17 protein-coding genes are annotated in these 23,340 nt (G+C 71.0%); 11 read left to right on the top strand and 6 right to left on the bottom strand.

Annotated elements, in window-relative coordinates:
* Positions 1-133 precede the first annotated feature (133 nt).
* Positions 134-1,714, bottom strand: a complete 1,581-nt coding sequence (locus ACYQ02_RS08005; protein WP_460039928.1) for an NAD(P)/FAD-dependent oxidoreductase — start codon at positions 1,712-1,714, stop codon at positions 134-136.
* A 638-nt stretch (positions 1,715-2,352) separates the two neighbouring features.
* Between ACYQ02_RS08005 and ACYQ02_RS08000 the strand changes: the two genes are divergently transcribed.
* From ACYQ02_RS08000 to ACYQ02_RS07990, 3 genes are all read left to right on the top strand, one after another.
* Complete coding sequence (locus ACYQ02_RS08000) at positions 2,353-2,643, top strand: putative quinol monooxygenase (RefSeq protein WP_460039927.1); 291 nt, start codon at positions 2,353-2,355, stop codon at positions 2,641-2,643.
* A gap of 269 nt (positions 2,644-2,912) precedes the next feature.
* Positions 2,913-4,655 carry an acyl-CoA dehydrogenase family protein gene (locus tag ACYQ02_RS07995; protein WP_460039926.1) on the top strand — a complete coding sequence of 581 codons (1,743 nt, stop codon included), beginning with the start codon at positions 2,913-2,915 and terminating at the stop codon, positions 4,653-4,655.
* A gap of 249 nt (positions 4,656-4,904) precedes the next feature.
* Entirely contained in the window at positions 4,905-5,333 is a 429-nt protein-coding gene (locus ACYQ02_RS07990) for an RDD family protein (RefSeq protein WP_460039925.1), read from the top strand.
* 140 nt (positions 5,334-5,473) lie between these two features.
* Here ACYQ02_RS07990 and ACYQ02_RS07985 read toward each other — a convergent pair whose 3' ends face one another.
* Positions 5,474-7,270, bottom strand: a complete 1,797-nt coding sequence (locus tag ACYQ02_RS07985) for a GmrSD restriction endonuclease domain-containing protein (RefSeq protein ID WP_460039924.1) — start codon at positions 7,268-7,270, stop codon at positions 5,474-5,476.
* 255 nt (positions 7,271-7,525) lie between these two features.
* Here ACYQ02_RS07985 and ACYQ02_RS07980 point away from each other — a divergent pair, with 255 nt between their 5' ends.
* From ACYQ02_RS07980 to ACYQ02_RS07965, 4 genes are all read left to right on the top strand, one after another.
* Positions 7,526-8,314: an SDR family oxidoreductase gene (locus tag ACYQ02_RS07980; protein ID WP_460039923.1), complete on the top strand. Its 789-nt coding sequence runs from the start codon at positions 7,526-7,528 to the stop codon at positions 8,312-8,314.
* A gap of 89 nt (positions 8,315-8,403) precedes the next feature.
* A complete protein-coding gene (locus ACYQ02_RS07975) occupies positions 8,404-9,792 on the top strand; it encodes a tryptophanase (RefSeq protein ID WP_460039922.1) in 1,389 nt (462 codons plus the stop codon).
* 83 nt (positions 9,793-9,875) lie between these two features.
* Positions 9,876-10,508 (top strand): peptide-methionine (S)-S-oxide reductase MsrA, encoded by a 633-nt coding sequence (msrA, locus tag ACYQ02_RS07970; protein WP_460039921.1) that lies wholly within the window; start codon positions 9,876-9,878, stop codon positions 10,506-10,508.
* 154 nt (positions 10,509-10,662) lie between these two features.
* Positions 10,663-12,036 (top strand): short-chain fatty acid transporter, encoded by a 1,374-nt coding sequence (locus tag ACYQ02_RS07965; protein ID WP_460039920.1) that lies wholly within the window; start codon positions 10,663-10,665, stop codon positions 12,034-12,036.
* A 255-nt stretch (positions 12,037-12,291) separates the two neighbouring features.
* On the opposite strand, the gene ACYQ02_RS07960 is transcribed toward ACYQ02_RS07965, so the two are convergent.
* Positions 12,292-12,777 (bottom strand): universal stress protein, encoded by a 486-nt coding sequence (locus ACYQ02_RS07960; RefSeq protein WP_460039919.1) that lies wholly within the window; start codon positions 12,775-12,777, stop codon positions 12,292-12,294.
* Positions 12,778-13,227: 450 nt separating this feature from the next.
* Here ACYQ02_RS07960 and ACYQ02_RS07955 point away from each other — a divergent pair, with 450 nt between their 5' ends.
* The 3 genes from ACYQ02_RS07955 to ACYQ02_RS07945 all read left to right on the top strand — a co-directional run bounded on the left by ACYQ02_RS07955 (position 13,228) and on the right by ACYQ02_RS07945 (position 17,403).
* Entirely contained in the window at positions 13,228-14,922 is a 1,695-nt protein-coding gene (locus ACYQ02_RS07955; RefSeq protein ID WP_460040329.1) for a spore germination protein, read from the top strand.
* Between the two features lie 67 nt (positions 14,923-14,989).
* Entirely contained in the window at positions 14,990-16,114 is a 1,125-nt protein-coding gene (locus tag ACYQ02_RS07950) for a GerAB/ArcD/ProY family transporter (RefSeq protein ID WP_460039918.1), read from the top strand.
* Positions 16,084-17,403, top strand: coding sequence for a Ger(x)C family spore germination protein (locus ACYQ02_RS07945; RefSeq protein ID WP_460039917.1), 1,320 nt, complete (start codon positions 16,084-16,086; stop codon positions 17,401-17,403). The genes ACYQ02_RS07950 and ACYQ02_RS07945 overlap by 31 nt, the downstream gene beginning before the upstream one ends.
* 204 nt (positions 17,404-17,607) lie before the next feature.
* Here the strand turns inward: ACYQ02_RS07945 and ACYQ02_RS07940 are convergent, their stop codons facing one another.
* Positions 17,608-18,354, bottom strand: coding sequence for a gamma-glutamyl-gamma-aminobutyrate hydrolase family protein (locus ACYQ02_RS07940; protein ID WP_460039916.1), 747 nt, complete (start codon positions 18,352-18,354; stop codon positions 17,608-17,610).
* Positions 18,355-18,663: 309 nt separating this feature from the next.
* On the opposite strand from ACYQ02_RS07940, the gene ACYQ02_RS07935 reads away from it, so the two are divergent.
* Entirely contained in the window at positions 18,664-20,970 is a 2,307-nt protein-coding gene (locus ACYQ02_RS07935; protein ID WP_460039915.1) for a right-handed parallel beta-helix repeat-containing protein, read from the top strand.
* 89 nt (positions 20,971-21,059) lie between these two features.
* On the opposite strand, the gene ACYQ02_RS07930 is transcribed toward ACYQ02_RS07935, so the two are convergent.
* Complete coding sequence (locus tag ACYQ02_RS07930) at positions 21,060-22,712, bottom strand: amidase (protein ID WP_460039914.1); 1,653 nt, start codon at positions 22,710-22,712, stop codon at positions 21,060-21,062.
* 31 nt (positions 22,713-22,743) lie between these two features.
* Positions 22,744-23,100, bottom strand: coding sequence for a nuclear transport factor 2 family protein (locus tag ACYQ02_RS07925; protein ID WP_460039913.1), 357 nt, complete (start codon positions 23,098-23,100; stop codon positions 22,744-22,746).
* Positions 23,101-23,340: the final 240 nt, after the last annotated feature.

Below are 23,340 nucleotides of genomic sequence, written 5' to 3'. Positions count from 1 at the left end.
TAGGACGGTGTCCCGGGCCAACAGGTCCGGGACACCGTTCGTTGTCGGCAGCCTGCTGCATACGGCTGAAAGGCGCGGCTGCCCGTCGCACCGCTGTGCTTCGCGACGAAGGTCTCCTCACCGGCAACCGGCATCAAGAGGCCGTGAAGGAAGACCGAGCGAAACGTCCGGGGCCCACAGCCTCCAGCCACCCGCTGTAGCCTGCCTGCCCACTCCTATGGCTATGGGGATGGGCCGAGCCTTTCCCCCCGCATAACTCCGCGACGATCCGCGCCGTCAGCGGCGCCAGCAGGATCCCGTTTCGGTAGTGGCCCGCCGCCACCACGGCATTGACGAACCCCGGCACCTCGCCGATGATCGGCCGCTTGTCCGGCGTCCCCGGCCGTAGCCCAGCCCGGGCCTCCAGCCACCGGGCTGCGCCCAAATCCGGCAGGAGCCGCTGGGCCGCGGTGGCCAGCCGGCCGACGGCGTCCAGCGTGACGCCGGTGTCGTAGCCGGCTTCCGGTTCCTCCGTGGCGCCGATCAGCAGCCGGCCGTCCCGCCGGGGCACCAGGTACACGCCTCCGGCGAACACCGGCACCTGGCCGCGGACGAACGCAGCCACCGAGGCCGGCGGCTCCACCGCCAGGATCTGGCCCTTCACGGGCACGACGGGCAGCGCAAACCCGGCCTGGGCGGCCAGGGTTGCGTTGTAGACGCCCCCTGCCAGGACGAACCGGCCGCCGCGCACCTCCCCCGCCGGCGTGAGGGCGGCGACCAGCCGGCGGCCGCCGGAGGCTGGTTCGTCCCGCCAGCCGTTGACCCGGGTTCCGGTCAGCAGGGTTGCCCCTGACGCAGCCAGCGCAACCACCAGGGCACGGACGGTGGCCACCGGGTCCACATGGCCCCCTTCGGGGAAGTATAAGGCGCCCAGGACCCGGGGGAAGACGGACAGGTGGGTGGGAAGGTCGTCGCGGCTTAACCAGACGGGAGGGCGAAAGGGGGCACCCGCCTCATGCCAGTCCTGATGCCCGCCTTCATCCTCCTCCCCGGACCCGCCCCGAGGGCGGGTACCGAGTGAAGACGGGGAGGGCTCGGGCGTTTCCGGTCGACCGGGACCGGGTGCGGCGATCCCGCCGATCCCACCGATCCCTCCATTCCCACTGTGTCCTCCGTTTCCTCCGTTCCCTCCGCTTCCTCCGATCCGTGTGTTCCCACCGTTCCCACCGTTCCCACCGTTCCCTCCGTTCCTGCCGTCACCCCGTTCGTCTTCCCCACCGCCTGTTGAAGCGCGGTGGGCCAGTTCGGCAGCCTCGCCAGGCTCGGTGGCCAGGACGGCGATGCCGTGCCCCACGTATCCGGTCTCGACACCCGAGGCCCGTTCCACCTCGGCCGCGAAGGTGGCCCAGAGCCGGTTGCTGTACAGGCCCAGCTCCCGCAGCAGGGGGTCCGCCTTGGCTTCGTGCCCCGGGGCGAGCATGCCTGCGGCCACGGTCGACGCGCCGCTGCCGGGCCGGCCGGCTTCGACCACAGCCACGCGGGCGCCTTGCCTGGCGAGCTCGAAGGCCGTGGCCAGGCCGATGAGGCCCGCCCCCACCACGACGACGTCGTAACGGGGCTGAAGGACGCCGATGGGGCCCGCATCCCGCAGGTTGGTTTGCGGTGGTCCCGCATCCGCGTCCCGCGGGCCGGGACCGGGGCGGTGGGACAGAGCATCCGAGGGAACACCCTTCACCGGGATCACCCGACCTTTCGGCCCTGAAGGGCCCTTCACCGACCCGGGGCCGTCATCCCCCGGGTTCTGTCACGGTTTCGACCGGTAAGTCGCTTGACCGGGGCGCCCCGGCGCGGGTGGGGCAATGTCCCGCGGCGGGGCATTGCGCGGGGATGGGGGGCGGCCGGGTTCCTCACGTCCCCACCCGCACGTGGGGCACGCCCTGTCAGGTAATCCCTCCACGGGTTTGCGGGCGCCGATCCAGCTCACCAGGCCGGGCGGCACAGTCGATCCAGGTGTACGTACACCAAATCCAGGACCTGCTTGTTCATATATCTGGAAGCCGTCGAGTCGACCCCCTTCCGCCGCACTCGGTCGTGCGCTTTGACGTTCCGTCGCACCCGCCTTGGCTCCCTTCCGTCGCACACGCCGTGACGCCCTTCCGTTGCATGAGCCTTGACGCCCCTCCGTCACACCCTCCGTCACACCCTCCGTTACACCTGGTCGCACGCTTCGGCTCCCTTGCGCCCGATCGGGTCGCCAGAATGAACGGCATCGCCGGCGACCCGGGCCGTTCCAGGAGAAGGGAGCTCCGCTGCCGAAACAGTCCCCGTGCACCGGTGGCGCGGGGGTTTGAAGCCCTAAAGGGGGGTGGGACCATGGTGGTTCTGGTGGCGGAATACAGGGCCAAGCCGGGCATGGGGGACCGGGTGGAGGCGGCGTTGCGGGAGATGATCCGGCTGACCCGGCAGGAGCCGGGATGCCGGCTGTACCAGGTCAACCGGTCCGTCGACGACCCCGACCGCTTCCTCCTCTATGAGGTCTACGAGGACGAAGCGGCCCTGGAAGCCCATCGCCGGACCGATCATTTCCGGCGCATCGTGGAGGAGACGGTGGTTCCGCTGCTCGAACAGCGGGAGCGCCGGTTCTTCCGGTTGGTCGAGCCCTGAGGGGCGGGTCACAACGGGGCCGGTCCCCCGGCGCCGGCCTGCATCCCATGCGACCGGCCTACGCCGTTCCGGCCGCATCACGCCGCGGCCCCCGCGGCCCTGGTGGCGCTGGCGGCCCCCGCGGCCCTCGCGGCGCTGGCGGCCCTGGCAGCCCTGGCGGCCCCGGCGACCCTGGCAACCTACCCTGGCGACCTTTTGAAACCTTTTACCCGTTTACCCGCGCGGTGCGTTTTACCGGGGGCGGGTTCGTCCGCGAAGGGGGACCGCTGGTGCGTCACCAATCGTACGCCTACGGGCAGAACCACTGGGATCTGGACCCGGACCTGCGCCACGTGCTGGCCGCCTACTGGCCAGCCTACGCCGCCCACGAGGACGAGCTGCGCCGCTTCGGCGCCCTGGCGGGAAGGGAGGTCTACGAGGTCGCCTATCACGTCGACCACGATGCCCCGCCGGTGCTGATCATGCACGACCTGGATGGCAACCGGGTCGACCGGGTTCGCTTGTCGCCGGCCCAGGAGGCGCTGCTGCGGGAGCTGGCACCGATGAACCGGCCGCCCTACGAAGGGGGCAGCTGGCACCACCACTACGCCCTCAGCTACCTGGTCGCCGACCCCGGGATCGACTGCATCCTGACCATCACGAACCAGACGGCCTACGTCATCCACAAGTACGCGCCGGCCTTCGGCGCCTGGAAGGAGCGGCTGCTCCGCGGTGAGTTCTGGGGCGCCACCTGGATGACCGAATCCCAGGGCGGCAGCGACCTGGGGGCCAACACCTTGAAGGCGAGCCCCGCCGGCAGCGAGCCACCAGCCTGGCGTCTGGACGGCGAGAAGTACTTTTGCAGCGGGGCCGGGCTGACGGATGTGGCGGTCGTCACCGCCCGGCCGGAGGGGGCGCCGCCGGGTCCCAAGGGGCTGGCCCTCTTCCTGGTGCCCCGGCTCAACGGGGCCGGCGAGCTCAACTACCACGTGCGGCGCCTGAAGGACAAGAGTGCCACCCGGGCCGTCCCCTCAGGCGAGGTCGACTTCCGCGGCAGCGAGGCCCACCTGGTCGGGGAGGCGGAGCAGGGGATCTACTACACCCTGGAGGTCCTCACCGTCTCCCGCCTGGCCAACGCCATCGCCGGCATGGGCATCGCCCGCAAGGCGCACCTGGAGGTGCTGGAGCGGGTGCGGCGGCGACGGGCCTTCGGCCGGGCCCTGACCGAGCACCCCTTGATCCGCCGCGACCTGACCGACCTGGCCGTGCGCCTCGCCGGCGGGCTGGTGCTGGGATTCCACGCCGCCGACCGCTTCGAGCAGGCCTGGGACGAGCGGCCGCCTTACACGGCCCGCTACCACTACGCCCGGTTCCTCTCCCATCTGGCCAAGAACCGCACCGCCGACCACGCCGCCGAGGTGACACGGCTGGCCATGGAGCTCTTCGGCGGGCTCGGCTTCCTCGAAGAGTATGCCGTGGCCCGCTGGCACCGGGAGGCGCTGATCACGCCCATTTGGGAGGGGCCCAGCAACATCCAGGCCCTGGACCTGCTGGAGGCCATGCACAAGAAGCAGGCCCACGAGCCGTTCCTGGCCGAGTTCGTCCCGATGCTGGAGGAGGCCGGGACGGGAGAGGCTCGCGCCGCCCAGGAGGCCATGGAGCGGACCATCGCCCGCCTGATCCAGCTGGGGACGAACCGGCCCGCCGAGGCCCAGTGGTACGCCAAGGAGGCTGCGGCCCGGCTGGCCGATGCCGCCCAGGTGGCCCTGCTCTACCGGCTTGCCGCGGTAACGTCGGGCTCCCCTGCAGACGTCGAGGTGGCGGCGGCTAAAGGGCAGGGGATGTCCCGCGGGACGCCCGCCGGGTCCGACCGCACCGCTGCGTGCACGAATGGAAGAACCCGGGCGGCCGGCGACCGGTACGCCATGCTGGCAGCCCTGTACGCCCGCCGGTTCCTCCTGGGGGAGGACTATCCGTCCTGGGCGGCCGGCGAAGCGGCGGTCTGGTCGGGAACCGTCGCCCTCTTGTCATGAGCCGGCGCCTGCCGGAGGGCGGCCGCCGGACGGGGCCGAGCCCCACGAAGCCGACCTGTGGCGGGCCCTGCCACAGGAGACCGAGCTGCGGGAAGCCGAGCCGCAGGGGGCCGAGTTGCAGGAAGCCAAGCGGGGGAGGCCGAGTTGCAGGGGGCCGAGTCGCAGGAGGCCAAGCGGGGGAGGCCGAAGAGCTGAACCGCGCTGCGCCGGGTCCTGCCGGCAGCGGGTCCGCAAAGGAGAGGATCGCCGATGGACATCACCCATCCAGCCGGGTTCTGGCGGCGGCTGGCGGCGCTCATCCTTGATTCCGCGGTGGTCGGCGTGCCGGTGGCCACCCTGGTCTACCTCTTCACCGGGACCTGGGACATGGACACGCCCTTGAACCAGGTGGCCGCCACCCTCTACCAGATGATCGTGCCGGTCATGTGGACCGGCTACACGGTGGGCAAGCGCATCATGGGCATCCGCATCGTCAAGGTCGACGGCAGCGAGGTTGGCCTCGGTACCATGGCGCTTCGTACCCTGGTTGGCGGCCTCGTCTACTTCATCACCTTGGGCATCGCCCTGATCGTCAGCGTGATCCTGGTGGCGGTTCGGGAGGACAAGCGGTCCATCCACGACTTGATCGCAGGGACCTACGTGACGAGAGAATCCTTCAAGGAATCCTTCCAGGTGTAGTCCCAGCCGGGGACGGGGGCCGGTTCGTCCGGAACCTTGGGGAACCTTGGCGCAGGACTGTGGGACGAACCGGCCCCGGGACGGACGGTGACGCCGACACGCCCAACGACCGGGCAGCACTCCTCCCTTTAGAGCAGTCTTTAGAGCAGTTCGAACCACCGCTTGATGCGGAGGGCCATCAGGCGGCGGCGCTCGGCCAGAAACGTTCCGTAGTCCGGCACCTCGCCCTCCAGCAACGACAGGGGGATGCAGTTCTCCTCGAAGTTCTGGCGCAGGGTGTCGGGGTCCGTAATTCCCCCATACTTCTTGCGGCCTCCATGGACCTGATCCCGCAACTCCTTGAAATATACTTGGGGTGGCGTGTCCCCGATGGCGATGTTGATCTCACTCTGGGCCATGACGAAATTGGCGATTTGGTTGTAGCGGCCCCGGCTGAGCCCAAGCTGTTGCAGGTACTTCCTGGGAAAGATGTGGTGATGGTCACCCTGGTTCAGGAGAAGATCACGAACCGTGATGTTGGTTGAAAGAAAGCCCCTGTCGCCAAGGCAAACTTGTGCCGCCTTAAAGGCGACGAAATAGGGACTTTGGACAGAAGATGTCTCCATCAGTTGGGGAAGAAGCGTGGTCCAAAAGCTGTCCGAAAGCTCACTGCTCAGGACGGCTTCCGTGTAGCGCGCGATGCCGTGGCTTTCAAGCTGACGGATGTCGAGATCGAAGACGGTTTCCGTCTGGGTCGTATACCGTCCTGTCAGGATGGACATCGCATACCAACGCCGGACGATGCGTTCCAGCTCACTGGCCGGCACGCCCTCGGACCGCCCTCGCAGGTAAAGGATGTACGCGAAGTTCACCGCGTTGTGACCGGTGATCATTTTGCTGGTGATGAAGCCGGCCGAGCGAAGGATCATCACGAAGCGCTTGAAATTGGTCTCGTTGATGAAGGCGTGAATACCGTCCTTGAGCTTCGCGAAGGATTCCTCGACGATGGATTCCTCGTATTGACGGGTCTCGAAGTTGCGCCCCGACAGCAGGGCTACCAGGTCCTGTAAGCGGCCTCGACCAAAGCCGGAGGTGAAGGCCACCCGCAACATGTCGGTGTAGTTAGGATCATAAAGGTCGTCGTTGACGTTGTTGAGCCATTTCATCTTTGGCCAGAACTCGCTGCGGACGAACTCGGGATCGTTCTTCTCGATGTGGACGTAGAAGTCCGGGTTGCGGGCCAGATGGCAGAAGTAGTCGATGGCCTTCCGGAGCAGGTGACCGCCATGCGTTTCGTTGACGGCGATCTTCGACATGGCGAAGTCCGCCTGGGATAGCTCCACTCCGGCGGAGTTCACCCGGATGAAGATCTCCGTCACCGTCTCGATGTCCAGGTCTTCCGCGAGCTCGATGAGACCGATGTGGTTGTTGACGATCTTCTTCAGCCGTTCCAGTACGCGGCCGACCTGCTTGCGGTCGGTGTCCGGGTTCTTCTGTACGTAGTCGTCGACGAAGTCTCCCAAATAGGCGTCCGGGGCAAAGAGGCGGCTGATGTCGTCGATCCACGCCGGATCCCGGGCGATGGCGGAGTTGCGGACCTCAAATCGTTCGTCCTTCGGATTGAAGGCGATCTGGATCCGCTTTTGGGCATAGTTCTCGTCCAGGACCTCTTCACCCAGCAGGGCGGCCCGCAGCGCCGTGACCCGCTGCTGGCCGTCGATGAGGATCCGTTTACCCGCCGATAAGGTGCCGTCCTTCAGCCGGACCGTCGGGTTCCGCCAGGCGATGAGGTACCCTACGGGATAGCCCTGGTAGAGGGAGTCCAAGAAGTCGCGCACCTTGGTCGCATTCCAGACGAAGGGGCGCTGGATCTCCGGGATGGCGATCTCCCCGGATTTCACCCAGGCGAGCAAGGTCTCGATGGGGTGGGGGGTCACCGAATACCGCTGCGTCGACAAGGCAGAAGACCCTCCTGGCATGGACACTGGGGCCCCTGCAGGCAACCGCAGGGCCCTCCGGCTCCTTCGCTGTCGCAGGTGGAATCCCTTTGTATGGCCAACTCTATCTGGGAACCAGCCCACGCCGTGGTCGGGGGGATCGCCATGGACATAGCCGTAAACACCGGAGACTCGGGCGCTACAGAATCCAAAGCCGGCGATGGGGACGGGGACACCGGCGGGACGGCGGGAAATCTGCAACGGAGCCCCTACGGTTTGAGGCCCCCAGCGGCCGCATCGACCCGCCCCGTCGCCCTCCTGACCGGCGCTTCCCGGGGAATGGGGTACGCCGTGGCCCGCCGCCTGGCCCGGGAGGGCTTTGCAATCGTCCTCTCCAGCCGCGAGCCTGAAGAGGCGGCACGGCGCCTGACCGCCGAGGTGCCCTCCGTCTCCGCCTGGCCAGTGGCCGCCGACATCGGCGATCCCGCCGGGACGGCCCGCCTGCTGGCGGCAGTCCGGGAAGCCGGCCGGCTCGACGCCCTGCTGCTCAACACCGGCGGGCCCCCGGTCAAGTCCTTCGTCGACCTTACCGACGCCGACTGGGAGCAGGCCTTTCGCCTCATGGTGGAAGGGCCGGTACGGCTCTTACGGGAGGTCGTACCCTTCTTCCGGGCGGCGGGGGGCGGGCGGGTGGTGGCGATCACTTCCTTTACGGTGAAGAACCCTACCGCCGGCAGCACCCTGTCCAACGCCTTACGGGCGTGCCTGGTCAATGCCCTCAAGACCGCCGCCCTCGAACTGGCACCGGAGGGCATCTTGATCAATACCGTGGCCCCGGGCTACACCCGCACGGAAAGCCTGACGGAGTGGAACGCCGCCTTTGCCCGGCGGCTGGGCAAGCCCCTGGCCGAGGTGGAGCGGGAGCGGGCGGCCGCCATCCCCTTGGGGCGGCTGGCCGATCCGGCGGAGGTGGCGGAGGTGGTGGCCTTCCTCCTCTCGCCGCGCAACACCTACGTCACCGGCCAGCAGATCGCCGTCGACGGCGGCTTGGTGGTCGCCGGGTAGGCCTGCGGGCTGCCGGCGAATCCCGACGGTCCCATGACGCAGGAGGAGCCGGACACCAAGGCCTGATGAAAGGTTAGGAGGCAAACGTGGTGGAACCCCGGGGCGAGCCCTACCGGATCAAGATGGTGGAACCGATCCGGCTGATCAGCCGGGAGGAACGGGAGGCGGCGCTGGAGCGGGCCGGGCTCAACCTGTTCAACCTGCGCTCGGCGGAGGTCTACATCGACCTCTTGACGGACTCGGGCACCGGCGCCATGAGCCAGGATCAGTGGGCGGCGCTGATGCGGGGCGACGAGGCCTACGCGGGTTCGTCCAGTTTCGAGCGGCTGCGGGCGGCGGTGGAGGCCATCACCGGCTACCCCCACGTGCTGCCCGTCCACCAGGGACGGGGCGCCGAGCAGGTGGTGCTGCCGGCGCTGATCCGGCGGCCGGGCATGTTCGTCCTGAGCAACATGCTGTTCGATACGACCCGCGCCCACGTGGAGCTGGCCGGCGGCCGGCCGGTCGACCTGGTCACGCCGGAGGCCCTGGACATCGACGCCGAGCACCCGTTCAAGGGCAACATGGACGTGGACCGGCTGGAGGACTTCATCCGCCGCCAGGGGCCGGAACAGGTGGCCTGCATCATCGTCACCGTCACCAACAACTCGGCGGGGGGCCAGCCGGTGTCCATGGCCAACATCCGGGCCACGGCGGAGGTGGCGCGGCGGCACGGCATCCCGCTGCTCTTCGACGCGGCCCGCTACGCGGAGAACGCCTGGTTCATCCGCACGCGGGAGCCCGAATACGCGGGCCAGAGCCCGCGGGCCATCGCCCGGGCCATGTTCGACCTGGGCGACGGCATGATGATGAGCGCCAAGAAGGATGGCCTGGTGAACATCGGCGGGGTGGCGGCCTTCCGCGACCGGGCGCTGTACCAGGCGGCGGCCCAGCGCCTGGTGCCCTACGAGGGGTTCTTGACCTATGGCGGGCTGGCGGGGCGGGACATGGAGGCCTTGGCCGTCGGCCTGTGGGAGGCGCTGGATCCAGCCTACCTGGCGCACCGGATCGGGCAGGTGGAGTTCCTTGGCCGGCGGCTGCGGGAGGCGGGCGTTCCGGTGCAGTGGCCCGTGGGCGGCCATGCGGTGTTCGTCGATGCGGGCCGGTTCCTCCCCCACATCCCGGCCGAGCAGTTCCCCGGCCACGCCCTGGCCCTGGCCACCTACCTGGAGGGCGGGGTGCGCGGGGTGGAGGTCGGGTCGCTGATGATGGGACGGGATCCGGAGACGGGTCGCCAGCGGCCGTCGCCCTTCGAGTTCTACCGGCTGGCCATCCCGCGGCGGGTGTACACCCACCGTCACCTGGAGGACGTGGCGGAAGCGGTGATCGGCGTCTTTCGCCAGCGCCAGCGGGTGCGGGGGGTGCGAATGGTCGACGAGCCGCCGGTGCTCCGCCACTTCACGGCGCGCTTCGCGTGGGTGGAGGCGGCGGCTGGATGAGGTGCATGGGTGAGGCGGGGGGAGAAGGGGGCGCATGGGTCAGGCCGCGGGTTCGGATATGCTGGGGTTGAGGTGAGCGCGCCATGACCAGAACCGATCCGGCGGCTGACCGGGCGCGTGAGGGGGCGCCCGCTGCCACCGCCCGGCTGGAGAAGGCCACCCTGGGGGGCGGCTGCTTCTGGTGCCTCGAGCCCGTCTTCGAGGAGCTGGAGGGGGTCGTCCGGGTCGAACCGGGCTACGCCGGCGGCCACGTGCCGAACCCCACCTACGAGCAGGTGTGTACGGGAACCACCGGCCACGCCGAGGTCGTCCAGGTCACCTTTGACCCCGCCGTGATCAGCTACCGGGAGCTGTTGGACGTCTTCTTCGCCGTCCACGATCCCACCACCCCCAACCGCCAGGGGCACGACGTGGGACCCCAGTACCGGTCCATCATCCTCTACCACTCGCCGGAGCAGAAGGCCACGGCGGAGGCGGTGATCCGCGACCTGGAGGCCCGGGGCGTGTGGGAGGACCCCATCGTCACCCAGGTGGTGCCCTTCGAGACCTTCTACCCCGCCGAGGAGGTCCACCGCCGCTTCTACCGGCGCAACCCCTTCTATCCCTACTGCCAGGTGGTCATCGACCCCAAGGTGCAGAAGTTCCGGCGCCAGTTCGCCCACCGGCTCAAGGGGACGAACGCGGCCGGCAGGCGTAACGCGGCCGGCAGGGACTGAGAAAGCGACGGTCGCAGCGCACGGATCGCACCAAGGAGGGCGTCCCCTTTCTTTCCCAGAGGGAACGCCCCCACCGCCGCCGAACCGTGGGCACCAAGGGTGGAGCCCGATCCGGGGGCGTGGTTCCACCCAATGGCCTACGGGGGTGGTGCGGTTGCAACGGCTGGGTGAAACCCTTAGCCGGTGGACCCAGCGGTACCTACCGGACTCCTTCATCTTCGCCATCCTGTTGACCCTGCTGGTCTACATCTTGGCCTTGATCTTCACCGACCACGGCCCGTACCAGCTGGTCCTCGATTGGTACGGGGGCTTCTGGAACCTGCTGGCCTTCGGCATGCAAATGACCTTGATCCTGGTGACGGGGTACGCCCTCGCCAACACATCCGTGGTCCGGCGCGGATTGAACCGCCTGGCCGACTGGCCCCGGACGCCCGGGCAGGCGGTGGCGCTGGTGGCCTTCGTAACCGGTGCCTTGGGACTGATCAACTATGGTCTCAGCCTGGTGGCCGGTGCTCTCTTAGCGCTTGAGGTGGGACGGAGCTGTGCCCGCCGCGGAGTCAAGGTGCACTTCCCCCTGCTGGTGGCAGGTGGGTACATCGGGCTGATGATCTGGCACGGGGGCCTGTCCGGCTCGGCGCCGCTGACGGTGAACACCCCAGGGCACTTCCTTGAGGACCAGATGGGGCTCTTGCCCTTGTCGGAGACGCTGTTCCGGCCCTTCAACCTGGTGGTCGCCCTGGCACTGCTCGTGCTCTCCCCCTGGATCATGGCCCGGATGCATCCGGCGGAAGGGTCGGTGGAAGAGCTGCCCGGGGCGCTGGCCGACTCGACCAGCGAGGTGACGGCGGCGACGGTGGAACCCGCACCCGGGGTGGGGTCGGGGACACCCGGCGCGGCGACAACCCTGGCTGAGCGGCTAGAGAACAGCCGGGTCCTGACGGGGCTCGTGGTACTAGCAGGCTTGATCTACATCGTCAGTGCCTTCGGCAAGAAGGGGATCGCGGCCCTCGATATCAACATGGTCGTCTTCATCTTCCTGGTTCTCGGCATGTTGCTGCACGGCACGCCGATCCAGTATGTCCGGGCGGTGGCGGATGGCATCCGTTCGGCCAGCGGGGTCGTCCTCCAGTTCCCCTTCTACGCCGGCATCATGGGGATCATGACGGCGTCGGGATTGGTGGCCGTCATCGCCAACTGGTTCGTCGCCATTTCAACACCCCTAACCTTTCCCTTTTGGACCTTCGTCAGCGCATGCCTGGTAAACCTGGCCGTACCATCGGGGGGCGGTCAGTGGGCGGTACAAGGCCCCATCGTGATCCAGGCCGCCCAGGCGATGAACCTGGATTTGGGCAAGGCCGTGATGGCCGTGGCCTTCGGTGATGAGCTGACCAACATGATCCAGCCCTTCTGGGCTATTCCCCTGCTCGGACTGACGGGCCTCCGCGCCGGGCAGATCCTGGGCTACACGGCGGTGGTCATGCTGGTTGCCTTCGTCGTGATGAGCGTGGGCCTGGTCTTCCTTCCCTGAGCGAAACGTCCTGAGCAGAACGAACGCACGGCACCGTCCCGATTTGGGCGTTCAGCACCGTCCGCAGTTGGGGTGGGCTGGGTGAGGGACGGTCAAGCGGGCGGGCCCCGGACCACCCGTGCATACGTGAACCCCGGCCGGTTGTTGAGCCCTCAGGAGCCGGCCGGGGTTCTCTGTCCATAGCGGCTGAGGTGCGGGCCGGTTCGATCATGGCGGACGAACCGGCCCGTCTGCTTTCCGCACCCTCGTGATGCCTCAACCCGCCGCCTCCTGGCTCTCGGCGGCCGTCCCCCGCGGCTGCTGCACCACCAGCACCGGCAGGTGGGCGTGGCGCAGGACGTACTCGCTGACGCTCCCCAGAAGGACCTCCTGGACGCGCCCCAGGCCGCGGCGTCCCATGACGATCACCTGGAAGCCGCCGTTCTGGGCGTAGCGGCAGATCTCCGGCCCGGGTGCGCCGATGGCCACGTCCACGGTGGCGGCAAAGCCGGCTCCGGCCAGCTCGTCCGCAAGGGGCTGGAGGTCTCGGCGGGCGTTGGCCTCCCCCAGCAGGATCAGGTCGTCCCCGCCCGTCAGGGGAGGAACCAGCGGGTTCGTCACGCCCGGTGGAACGGGCGGCGGCAGCACCTGGAGGACGGTCACCTCGACCCCGTCGGGCCGGGGCATCAGCTCCTTAAGCGCCCGGACCAGGCGCCGGGCGTCGTCCTTGCCGTCGGCCGCGATCAGGATGCGCCGGTACATGATTCCCACCTCCTTGGTTCACCTTTACCGTCGAGGACCCACCTGAGGGGTGGCTGAGTGGGCCATGAGGCCATGCTGAAGAACCGGCAGACCGGGCCCGGGATGGGGCCCGTGAAGCCCACGCCCCCAGCGGCGGCCGGGGCGCCTGGGGGGAAGACCGCCGCAGCCCAGGACCCGGCGGAGCGGGCGGTCCGGTCCCCGGAACCCCGGGGACCGGTGGTACGGATGGCGCCTCCCCCGGCGGAACGGCCCATGGTTCGCCCGGCCGGCCAGCCTCCGGCCTGGCGGGCGGAGCGATCGCCCGCGCGTCCGGCGGGGCAAGGGCCGGCTCGGCCGGCGGAGGGACCGCCCACGCGTGCGGCGGGGCAGCGGCCGGCTCGGCCGGCGGAGCAGCCGCCGGTTCGTCCGGGGATGGAGCCGGCCGGCCCAGCGGCGTCCACGCCGGTGTCCATGCCCCGGCCCGCCGGTCCCGGTGCCCGGCTGGCGCCGCCCGGTACCGGCGGCCCGCGGCCGCTGCGGCCGGCGGAGGGCGCCCACCTGCCGGCCTGGTCGACCACGCCGCTGACAGGCCGGCCGCCCATGGCCGAGCCCCTGGCCACCGGCTTGCGCGAGCACATCGAGGACCTCCTGGGCATGGTCGAACACTGGACGGGCCAGCTGGCCCTTGACGAGCCGATTCCCGCCGCCACGGCGCGGCTCGAGCTCCTGTTGCAGGAGGCCCTGGGCCGTCCAGCCGACCTGGTTGTGGTGCCCATCCGGCGGCCGGGGGCGGCGACCCTGCTGGTCGCCTACGTGGACGGCCTCGCCGGGCAGGAGCTGCGGGCCCAGTTCATCCTCCGCCCCCTGCAGGAGGCCTGTCCCGGGCCGGCCGACGCGGCGGCGGCCTGGATCGCCCGGGGGATGCTCCCTGGCGGGCAGGTTCGTCCCGTCGAGACCGTGCGGGAGGCGGTGGAAGGGCTGCTGGAGGGCTGCGCCCTGGTCGCCGTCGACCGCCCGGGCCGGCCCGGCCTGCCGGGGGACCCCGCGGCGGCTGTTCCCGCCTGGCTCATCGACATCCGCCAGTTCGAGCACCGGACGGTGGACGACCCGGCCACCGAGGGCACCATCGGCGGGCCCCGGGACGCCTTCGTCGAGGTCCTGCGGGTCAACACCGCCACCCTGCGGCGCCGGCTGCGGACCGCGGACCTGCGGATCGAGGAACTGGACACCGGGCGCCTCGGCAGGACCCGGGCGGCCGTCGTCTACGTGGCCGGCCGGGCCGATGCGGGCACCGTGGCCCTGGTCCGGCGGCGGTTGGAGGCGGCCCCCTGGGACCTGCTCTTCTCGGAGGAGCAGGTGGAGGCGCTGCTGCAGGAGCGGCCCGCATCGATCTTCCCCCAGGTACGGATCACCGAGCGGCCCGACGTGGTGGCGGCAGGGCTGATGGAAGGGCGGGTGGCGGTGCTCCTGGACGGGACCCCCTTTGCGGTCCTGGCGCCGATGACCTTTTGGGATTTGCTGCAGTCGCCCGACGACTACTACCTGCGCTGGCCCTTCGCCACCATCCTGCGGGCCGTGCGGTTGTTCGCCGTGCTGCTGATGACCGTGGGATTGCCCCTGTACGTGGCCGTCACCACGTACAACCAGGAACTGATTCCACGGGAGTTCCTCTTCACCCTGGCGGCGTCCCGGGAGACGCTGCCCTTTCCGACGGCCCTGGAAGCCATCGGGCTCAGCTTCGTCTTCGACATCCTGCGGGAGGCCACGACCCGGCTGCCCCGGCAGGTGGGCGGCGCCCTGACCATCGTCGGCGGCCTGGTGATCGGCGATACGGCGGTGCGGGCGGGGATCGTCACGGCCCCGACCCTGATCCTGATCGGCGCCAGCGCCATGGCGGCCTTCGCCCTGCCCACCTTCGCGGCGGCCATCCCCTTCCGGATCCTCCACTACGTGTTCCTGACGGTGGCGACGGTGCTGGGGATGTACGGGCTCGTCACGGCCTTTCTGATCGTCCTGGCCCACATGGCGTCCTTGCGCTCGGTGGGCGTCCCCTACCTGACGCCCTACGCGCCCTTCCGCCCCCACGGCTGGGAGGACAGCCTCACCCGGGCGCCCTGGGTCGTCATGCGGGGCAAGCCGCCCCTGATCGGCCGGGAGGGGCGGTGAAGGCGGGGGCGGTGCCGGTGGGCGGCGGGCGGGGAGAGGCGCCGGACCCGCAGGGGAGGATCGAGGCATGCCGCGGCGCGACCAGGTGGACCCGGCGTCCATCGCCGCCTTGCTCATCATCACCATCCTGGCGACCCTGGTCTTCTTCCTGCCCCGGTCCCTGGCGGCGGTGGCGGGGAGAGACGCGTGGCTGGCGGTGCTGGCCGCCACGCCGGCGGTCGGGCTGGTCGTCGGCGCGTGGTACGCCCTCTACTTCCGGCCCGGGCTCACGCCCCTGGACCGGGTGCGGTTCCACCCGGTGGCCCGCTGGTTCGTCCTGCCCGTCCTGGTAGCCTACGCCGCCTACCACGCCGGCGGCATCCTGGGCGAGACGATCCTGCTCATGGTGATCGTCTTTCAGGAAACGCCCGTGTGGGTCTTCCACGCCACCATGGCGGTCACCACCTGGGTGCTGGCGGCCTACGGCCGGGAGACCCTGGCCCGGCTCGGGCTGATGGTCCTGCCGGTGATGGTGGTGGCGCTGGCGGTGAACCTGGCCATCCTGCTGCCGGGCGGGGCCGAATGGGCCCAGCTGCTTCCGTTGCTGGAAGGCGGGCCGGCCACCCTGCTGCGCGGGATCCCCGTCCTGGTGGCGGCGACGGCGGAAACCCTGATCTTGACGTACTTCGCCGACGGCCTGCGGGCGCGGGACCGGATCGGCCGGGCCCTGGTCTGGGCCGTGGCGGGCGAGATCGTCCTGCTGGCGGGGGTGGCGGTGGCGTGCGTGGTCTTCTTGGGGCCGGGGGAGACGGCGCGGGCGGTGGCGCCCACCTTCATCCTGGCCCGGCTGGCCCGGCCCGTGCCGGTCCTGTCGCGGCCGGAGGTGTTCACCATCTCCGCCTGGCTTTTGGGCATCGCCCTTAAGCTCGCTCTGTTCGTCTACGTGGCGGGGGTGACGACCCGCGTCACCCTGGGCCTGAGCGACCGCTGGCAGGCCGCGATCCACGGGGTGATGACGGCGGTGGCCGTGGCGGTGGCGGTTCTGCTCTTCCCCGACAGCCAGCGCTGGGACTGGCAGTTCACCCGGGTCTGGCCCCTTGTGGGGATGGCCGGTCTCGGCGCGGGATTGGTGGCCGGGCTCTTGCCCGCCCGGGGAGAACGCAAGGTGCGGGGGGACGGTGGATGGGGCGGATCCGGGCTGCGTTCCTCCTGATCCTGGTCGCCCTGGGCTTGGCGGGCTGCTGGGGTTACAACGAGGTGAACGACCTGGCCTTCGTGACCACGGCGGCCCTGGATGCCGGGGCGACCGGCGGCTCCGGAGAGGCTGGCGGGTCTGGGACGGCCGGCGGGTCTGGGACGGCGTATCGCTGGACGGTGGCGGTGCCGGTGCCCGAGCTGGTCCTGCCGGCCTCGGTGGGCGGGGGCGGGTCGGTGGCGGGTGGTGCGGCCCGGACGAACCTCTTCCGCTCGGCGGTGGGACCGGCGCCGCGGGCGGCCGCCGAGGCCCTGGAGGCGGGTTTCCCCCGCGAGGTCCGGTGGTCCTTCGCCGATCACGTGCTGATCGGGGAGGAGGCGGCACGGCGGGGGCTCCGGCCCCTCCTGGAGATGGTCTCCCGGGCCTACCGGGTCGAGCGGCGGGCCTCCCTCTACGTGGTGCGGGGCCAGGCGGGCTCGCTGCTCCAGTCCCTTCATCCCGCCCTGGACCGGTCGCTGGCCCGGTCCTTCGACGCCATCGGCCGGAAGAACCGGCCCGGCACCCTGCGTTCCGTGGACGCCAACACCCTGCTGCGCTGGCTCGACACCCCGGGCCTGGACCCCTTTTTGCCCGTCGTCAAAGCGGCGGAGGCCAGCGGTGCCGTCAGCCCCAGTCCCGATGGCGTGGCCCTCTTCCGGCGCGACCGGCTGGTGGGCTTCCTGCCGCCGCCTCTGGCCGACGGCCTGCTCATGGCCCGGGGGGAGGCCCATCCCTTCATGCTGTCCGTCCGCTGCCCCGCGGCCCCCGGGGGAGCGGGAGGGGAAGCCGCCCAGGCCCCCGCAGGCGGGCGGCCGGGGACGGTCACCTTCCGGGTGGAGCGGAACAAGGCGCGGGTGCGGGTCACCCCGGGGCCTCAGGCCGGAGCCGGGGGAGTGGCACCCGCCGCGGGTTCGGGTCCGGGGGGAGGCAGCGGGGTGGCCGGGCTCCCGTCCTTTCTGATCGAGGTGCGGCTGGAGGCGGTGCTGTTCGAGTGGGACTGTGCCGCCAGGACCCTGGACCTGGCCCTGGTGGAGGCAGCGGGCCGGGAGGCGGCCCGGCAGGCCCGGGATCGGATCCGGGCCGCCCTGGGGCGGGCGGCGGAGCTGGGGGTCGACCCGGCCGGTCTAGGCACGGCCTGGTACCGCCGCGACCCCAAGGGCTGGCGGGCGGCGGCACCCGGCTGGCGCCAGGCGCTGCGGGACCTCGAGCCGCGGGTGCGGGTGACCGTCCACGTGCGCGGCTACCAGCTGACGTCGGCGGCGCCGTAGCGCGGCCCCGGCCGGCCGCGATCATGGCCTTGTGCACCCCGAGCCCGGCCGGGGTCCGGGCCCGGTGCCGCGCCGGGGCCCGCGACGATGCTGCGGCCCGCGACACGGCCGCCCCTCACGGTCACGCCGCAGGCCGCGACGCGGCCCGCCACCATGCTGCCGCCCCGGCGCCGGGTTCCACCGCCCCGGCGTCCCCCAAAGGGCTCACGGGATGGCCTCGCTCCGGTCGCCCGCCACCGCGACCAGGGCCTCGAAGAGCCGCCGCTGGACGGACCAGATGGGGTCTGCCGGGCCCCGGCCCGCCCCGTCCTCGGGATGCCACTGGACGCCGACGAGGAAGGGATGGGCGGGGTCCGTCCCTTCCACCGCCTCGATGACGCCGTCGGGCGACCGGGCGGTCACCTGGAGCCCCGGCGCCGGCCGGCCCACGACCTGGTGGTGGCGGGAGCGCACGTCGATGCGCGGCCGCCCGTAGATGTGGTGGAGCCGGCTGCCGGGCACCAGCTCGACGGGGTGTACCGCCCGCGGCCCTCCCGGGTGGCCGGGGACGTGGGGGACCGCGTCGCCGTAGACGTCAGGGACGTGCTGGATCAGGTCGCCGCCCAGGGCGACGTTGAGCACCTGCACGCCGCGGCAGATGCCCAGGAGCGGGATGCGTTCCTCCACGGCCAGGCGGGCGACGGCCAGCTCGAAGGCGTCGCGGCCGGCGTCGATCCCGGCCACCAGCGGGTGGGGTTCGGCACCGAAGTGACGGGGGTCCACGTCGCCGCCCCCGGTGAGGATCACGCCGTCAACCCGGCTCAGGATCGCCTCCGGGGGCGGCCCGTCGGCCACCAGGACCACGGGGATGCCGCCCGCCTGCCGCACGGCGGCGATGTAGTCGCCCGGGACGAACAGGCGCCCGCGCTCGTCCCAGCCGCAAGACGTCACGCCGATGAAGGGTCCGGTCAAGGGGATCGCCTCCAGCGATGGAATGCCCGCCCCAACGATGAGGTACCGATCCTTTCGCAGCGGAGGGCACGGGGTCCTGGTGAACCCGCTGCCTTTGGTGGCCCCCTTCCCCGGTGGCTTGAACAGGTTGCGGCCCGGGACGGCCAGGAAGGACGCCGCCCGAAAGGCGACGGTGGAGGCGTCCGCTGCAGGCGACGGATGCCGTCGATGGAATCGAGCGAATTCGAATCGATAAGCATCCGGAACGGGAAGTAAAGCCCAGCCATCCGTCGAATTGCATTGCAAGATGCGCACTGGGGAGGGGTGCCCGTGGGGGATGGGACGGTGCGGTGTGGCGACATGGGCGGCCTGGGGGAGGGGATCCCTCAGGGCCCAGCCGCGGCAGGACGGGGGACGATCCGCCGGCGGGCGGTCCTCTGGACGGTCCTCGCCGGCCTGGCGACGGGCCTCGTGACCTTCATGGCCGCGGGCCTCCCGCCGGGTGGCCACCGGGAGGCGGCGGCTGCGACGGCGGGGGCCGAAGGCATCTCCGCTGAGGTCTACGTGGAGGCGGGCGATGACTTCTTCCGCGACCCGGTGGTCCGCATCGCGCCCGGGACCACCGTGGTGTGGGAGGTGACCGGACGCAATCCCCATACCGTCACCGCCGACGACGGGTCCTGGGATTCGGGCCACCTCCTGCCTGGCGACGTGTACCGCCGCCGGTTCGACCAGCCGGGGCGGTACCCCTACTACTGCGTGTATCACGGGGCCCCGGGCGGCATCGGCATGGCGGGCGTGGTGATCGTGGAAGAACCCGGCGCCGGCGGGGCGGCAGGCGGCGGCGCCGGAAGCCCGGGTGGCGGCGGCGCGGGAACCCCCGGGGCCGGCACTGGAGCGGGTGGCTCCGGAACGGGCGGCTCGGGGGAGGGGGCCCAGGGCCAGCCCGCGGCGGGCCATGGCGCTGGCGGCCACGGGGCCGGTTCGTCCGGCGGGGAGGAACCGTTGCCCCCGGCGCCGCCACCCCGGCCTTCGGGACCGTACCGCACCCTGCGGGTCCCCGAGGACTACCCGACGATCCAGGCGGCCGTCGATGCCGCCAAACCCGGCGATCTCATCCTGGTGGGGCCGGGCGTCTACTACGAAGAGGTGGTGGTGACCAAGCCCCACCTCACCATCCGCGGGCTCGATCGCAACCGGGTGATCATCGACGGCGAGTTCAAGCGGGGCAACGGCATCAAGGTCCTGGGAGCCGACGACGTGGTCGTTGAGAATATGACCGCCCGCAACCACCTGCTCAACGGCTTCTACTGGACCGGGGTGCTGGGGTACCGGGGCTCCTACCTCACGGCGTACAACAACGGGGACTACGGCATCTACGCCTACGACTCGGTCTACGGCCAGTTCGATCACTCCTATGCCTCCGGCAGCCCCGACTCGGGCTTCTACATCGGCCAGTGCAAGCCGTGCCATGCGGTGATCACCCAGGTGGTGGCCGAGTACAACGCCCTGGGTTATTCGGGCACCAACGCCGGCGGCAACCTGACCATCATGAACTCCGTCTGGCGGTACAACATGTCGGGGATCGTCCCCAACACCCTGGATTCCGAGAAGCTGGCGCCCCAGGACGGGACGCGGATCGTCCACAACCTGATCTACAGCAACCACAACCTGGAGGCACCGACCAAGGCGCTGCAATATCCCTCCTTTGGCAACGGCATCGTGGTGGCGGGCGGGATCAACAACGTCATCGAAGGGAACCTGATCTGGGACCATCCCAACCACGGCATCCTGATCGTCCCCAACCTGGACGAACAGGTCTGGATCGCCTCCGGCCACACCGTGCGGGCCAACACCGTGTGGGGTTCGGGCCGGGCCGACCTGGCCCTGGCGGCGCCGGCGGGGCCGGGGACGTGCTTTGCCGGCAACCGCTTCCGCACGAGCCGGCCCTGGGGGATCCAATCCCTGTACGGTTGCGGCTCCGGCAGCCTGCTGCGGCGGGTGGGGGGTGGCGACCCGGGCCCCCTGCTGGTGACGGCCCGTCTTTTCCTGGAGGCCAGCCTGGGCCGGGTGCCGGACAATGACTGGCGCCGGCAGCCCGTGCCCCCGCCCCAACCGAACATGCCCGATCCCCTGGCGCCGCCCCAGCCGTCCTGGCCGACGCCCGAGAGCCGGCAGGTTCCGCCGCCGGTCGAACAAGCGCCGGTGGAGCCGCCGTCGCCCCTGCCGGTGGAGGTGGTGCGGGGCATGGGCGGTTCCGGGGCGGTCGGGCCCGGTGCCGGTGACGGGGCCGGCGGCGGGGCGGGTGCCGGCGCAGGGGCCGGGGCGGAGGGTAAGACCGGGGAGGAACCGGCCGTCTTGCCGCCGGCGGGGGGTCTCCCGCCGTCCGACCGGCCCCTGGCCGCCGACCTGGCCGGGGCAGCCGGCTACCTGGCGATGATGATCCTGCCGCCCGCAGCCGACCTGGCCCTGGTGATCTGGACGGGCCGGGACACGGGGCGGCGCCGGTTGCGGCCCCTGGCCCGGATCGCCTGGGTGGCGGTGGCGGCCGTGCTGCCCTATCTGGGCGGGCTGGCGTACTGGGCGGCCTCGCGGCGGGTTCTGCGGCGGGCCCGGCCGGCGGGAACGGGAGCGTAGTAGGGCGGGAGTACGGCGGGTGGGGCCACCGGGCGGGAGGCCCGGTGGCCCCGTGTTACGGGGATTTCCCGGGACGCTTTACGGCCCGGTCACGGCAGCGGCGGCCGCCGGTCGAACCACGGCGCCGCCCGTTCCAGCTGCCCCGCCAGGCGGAAGAGCACGTCTTCCGCGCCGAAGGGGGCGACGAACTGCACGCCGATGGGCAGGCCCTCCGGCGTCCAATGAAGGGGGACCGACATGGCGGGCACCCCGGCCAGGTTGGCCAGCTGGGTGAAAGGGGTCGCCGCCAGGTTCTCCAAGGCCACCTGCTCGAGGATCCCGGCCGCCCGGTAGACCCGCCCCGACCCCAGCACGCCCAGGGCGTTGAGCAGGTTCATCAGGCGCTCCTGGGCCGGCGAGGGCTTCAGCTCCCCGATGGCCACCGGCGGCCGGGCGACCGTCGGCGTCATGTACAGGTCCCACTGCTGGAAGAACCGGCCCAGGGCCCGGGCGGCCTGGTCCCACTGCTCCAGGGCGCGGCTGAACTCGCCGGCGCTGACCGTCTCCCCGAGGAGACCCAGCATCCGGGTGGCCGGCTCGAGCCGCCTCACCGCCTCCGGGCCGCGTAGCTCCCGCACCCGCCGGACCTCGGCCGCCACCGTGCCGCAGTACATGGTCAGGTAGCTGCGGGCCAGGGCCAGGCCGTCGATCTCCGGCCGGGCTTCCTCCACATGATGGCCCAGTTCCTCCAGCAGGCGGGCGGCACCCTCCACCGCCTTCACGCACTCGGGGTCGACCGGCCGGTCGATGGGGGAGCGGGTGTCCACGGCGATGCGCAGCGGCCCGGGGTCCTGGCCGAGTTCGTCCAGATAGGACCGGCGGGGCGGGGCGATGACGTAGGGCGACCCGGGTTCCGGCGGGGCCAGCAGGTCCAGGATGGCGGCGCAATCCCGCACCGACCGGGTGAGGACCCCGTAGACCGCGGCGCCGTGCCACATCTGGCCGAAGTCGGGGCCCGTGGGGGTGCGGCCCCGGCTAGCCTTGAAGCCGAACAGTCCACAGTGGGAGGCGGGGATGCGCAGGGACCCGCCGCCGTCACCACCCGAGGCCAGGGGTACCATCCCGGCGGCCACCGCCGCCGCCGACCCGCCGCTGGATCCGCCGGGGGTCCGGGAGGGGTCCCAAGGGTTCCGGCACGGGCCGTACAGTTCGGGCTCGGTGAAGGCCACCAGGCCCAGCTCGGGCGTGTTCGTCTTGCCCAGGATGACGAGCCCCGCCCCTTTGTAGCGGCGGACGGTCTCGGCGTCATGATCCGGGACGAACCCGGCATAGGCCCGGGACCCGTGGGTCAGGGGGGCCCCGGCCAGCGCTTCGCCCAGGTCCTTGACCAGAAAGGGCACCCCGGCGAAGGGGCCAATCCCCGTGGCACCGGGAGCGCCGCCGCCGGCGGGGGCAGTCCCGCCGGCCGGCGCAGCGGATTTGGCTGGGCCGGTGAAGACCCCATGGGGCGCGGCCTGCGGGGGCGCCGGGGCGGGGTTTGCGCCCGAGTTACCGCGGCGGGCCGCGTCAAGGCGGTCGTCGACGGCCCGGGCTGCCTCCAGCCCCTGTTCGAAAAGGGGCACCACCACGGCGTTCAAGGTGGGATTCACGGCTTCGATGCGGCGGATGGCCGCCTCCGCCACCTCGACCGCCTTGACCTGGCGGGTTCGGATCAGCTCGGCCAGGCCGAGCCCGTCGTAGCGGTGGTAGTCGGCCCAGTCCATGGGGACGCCTCCCTTTGCCGGAACCGGCGGTTTACACGAACCGGTCCATGAAGTAGCTATAGCGCCGCCAGATCAAGCCGTCCCGAAAGTGGTGGAAGTCGGCGAAGCGGACCTCGACGGCCTCGCCGCTCTTCAGCACGCCGCGGAACCGTCCACGCACGGCCACGTGAGGCGCTTCGACCAGCACCGTCTCCAGCTCGTGACGGCCCTCCTGGATGATGCGTTCCGCGGTGTAGAACTGGCGCAGGGCGTCCAGGCCGTGGATCGGTGGCCGGCCGCCCCGTTCGTAGACCACGTCGGGGTGGAAGAGGGCCAGGAGCCCTTCGAGATCGCCGGCGTCGACCCGCTCGTAGTAGGCGTAGACCTTGGACCGAAGGTCACCGGTCACGACGCATCCCCCCGTGGCGTTGGGCCGTCCCGGCTCGCCCGGATGGGACCCGGGAGCCCGTGGTTTCCTTGTCCGCCGGGATTGCTCGATAACCGCCGCGCCGTCCCGCACCGGGGTACCGCCGGGACCCGCGGGCTGTGCTGGAGGGTTTTGCCGAGAGGGGGATCGTTCCTGCTGGGTTCCTCGGCTCCGATCAGGCGGCGGGGGGCCAGGCGAACCCGCCGCGGCGGCACAGCCCGA

The organism is Thermaerobacter litoralis (genome assembly GCF_054654595.1).
This window is presented reverse-complemented; position numbering and strand designations above follow the sequence as displayed.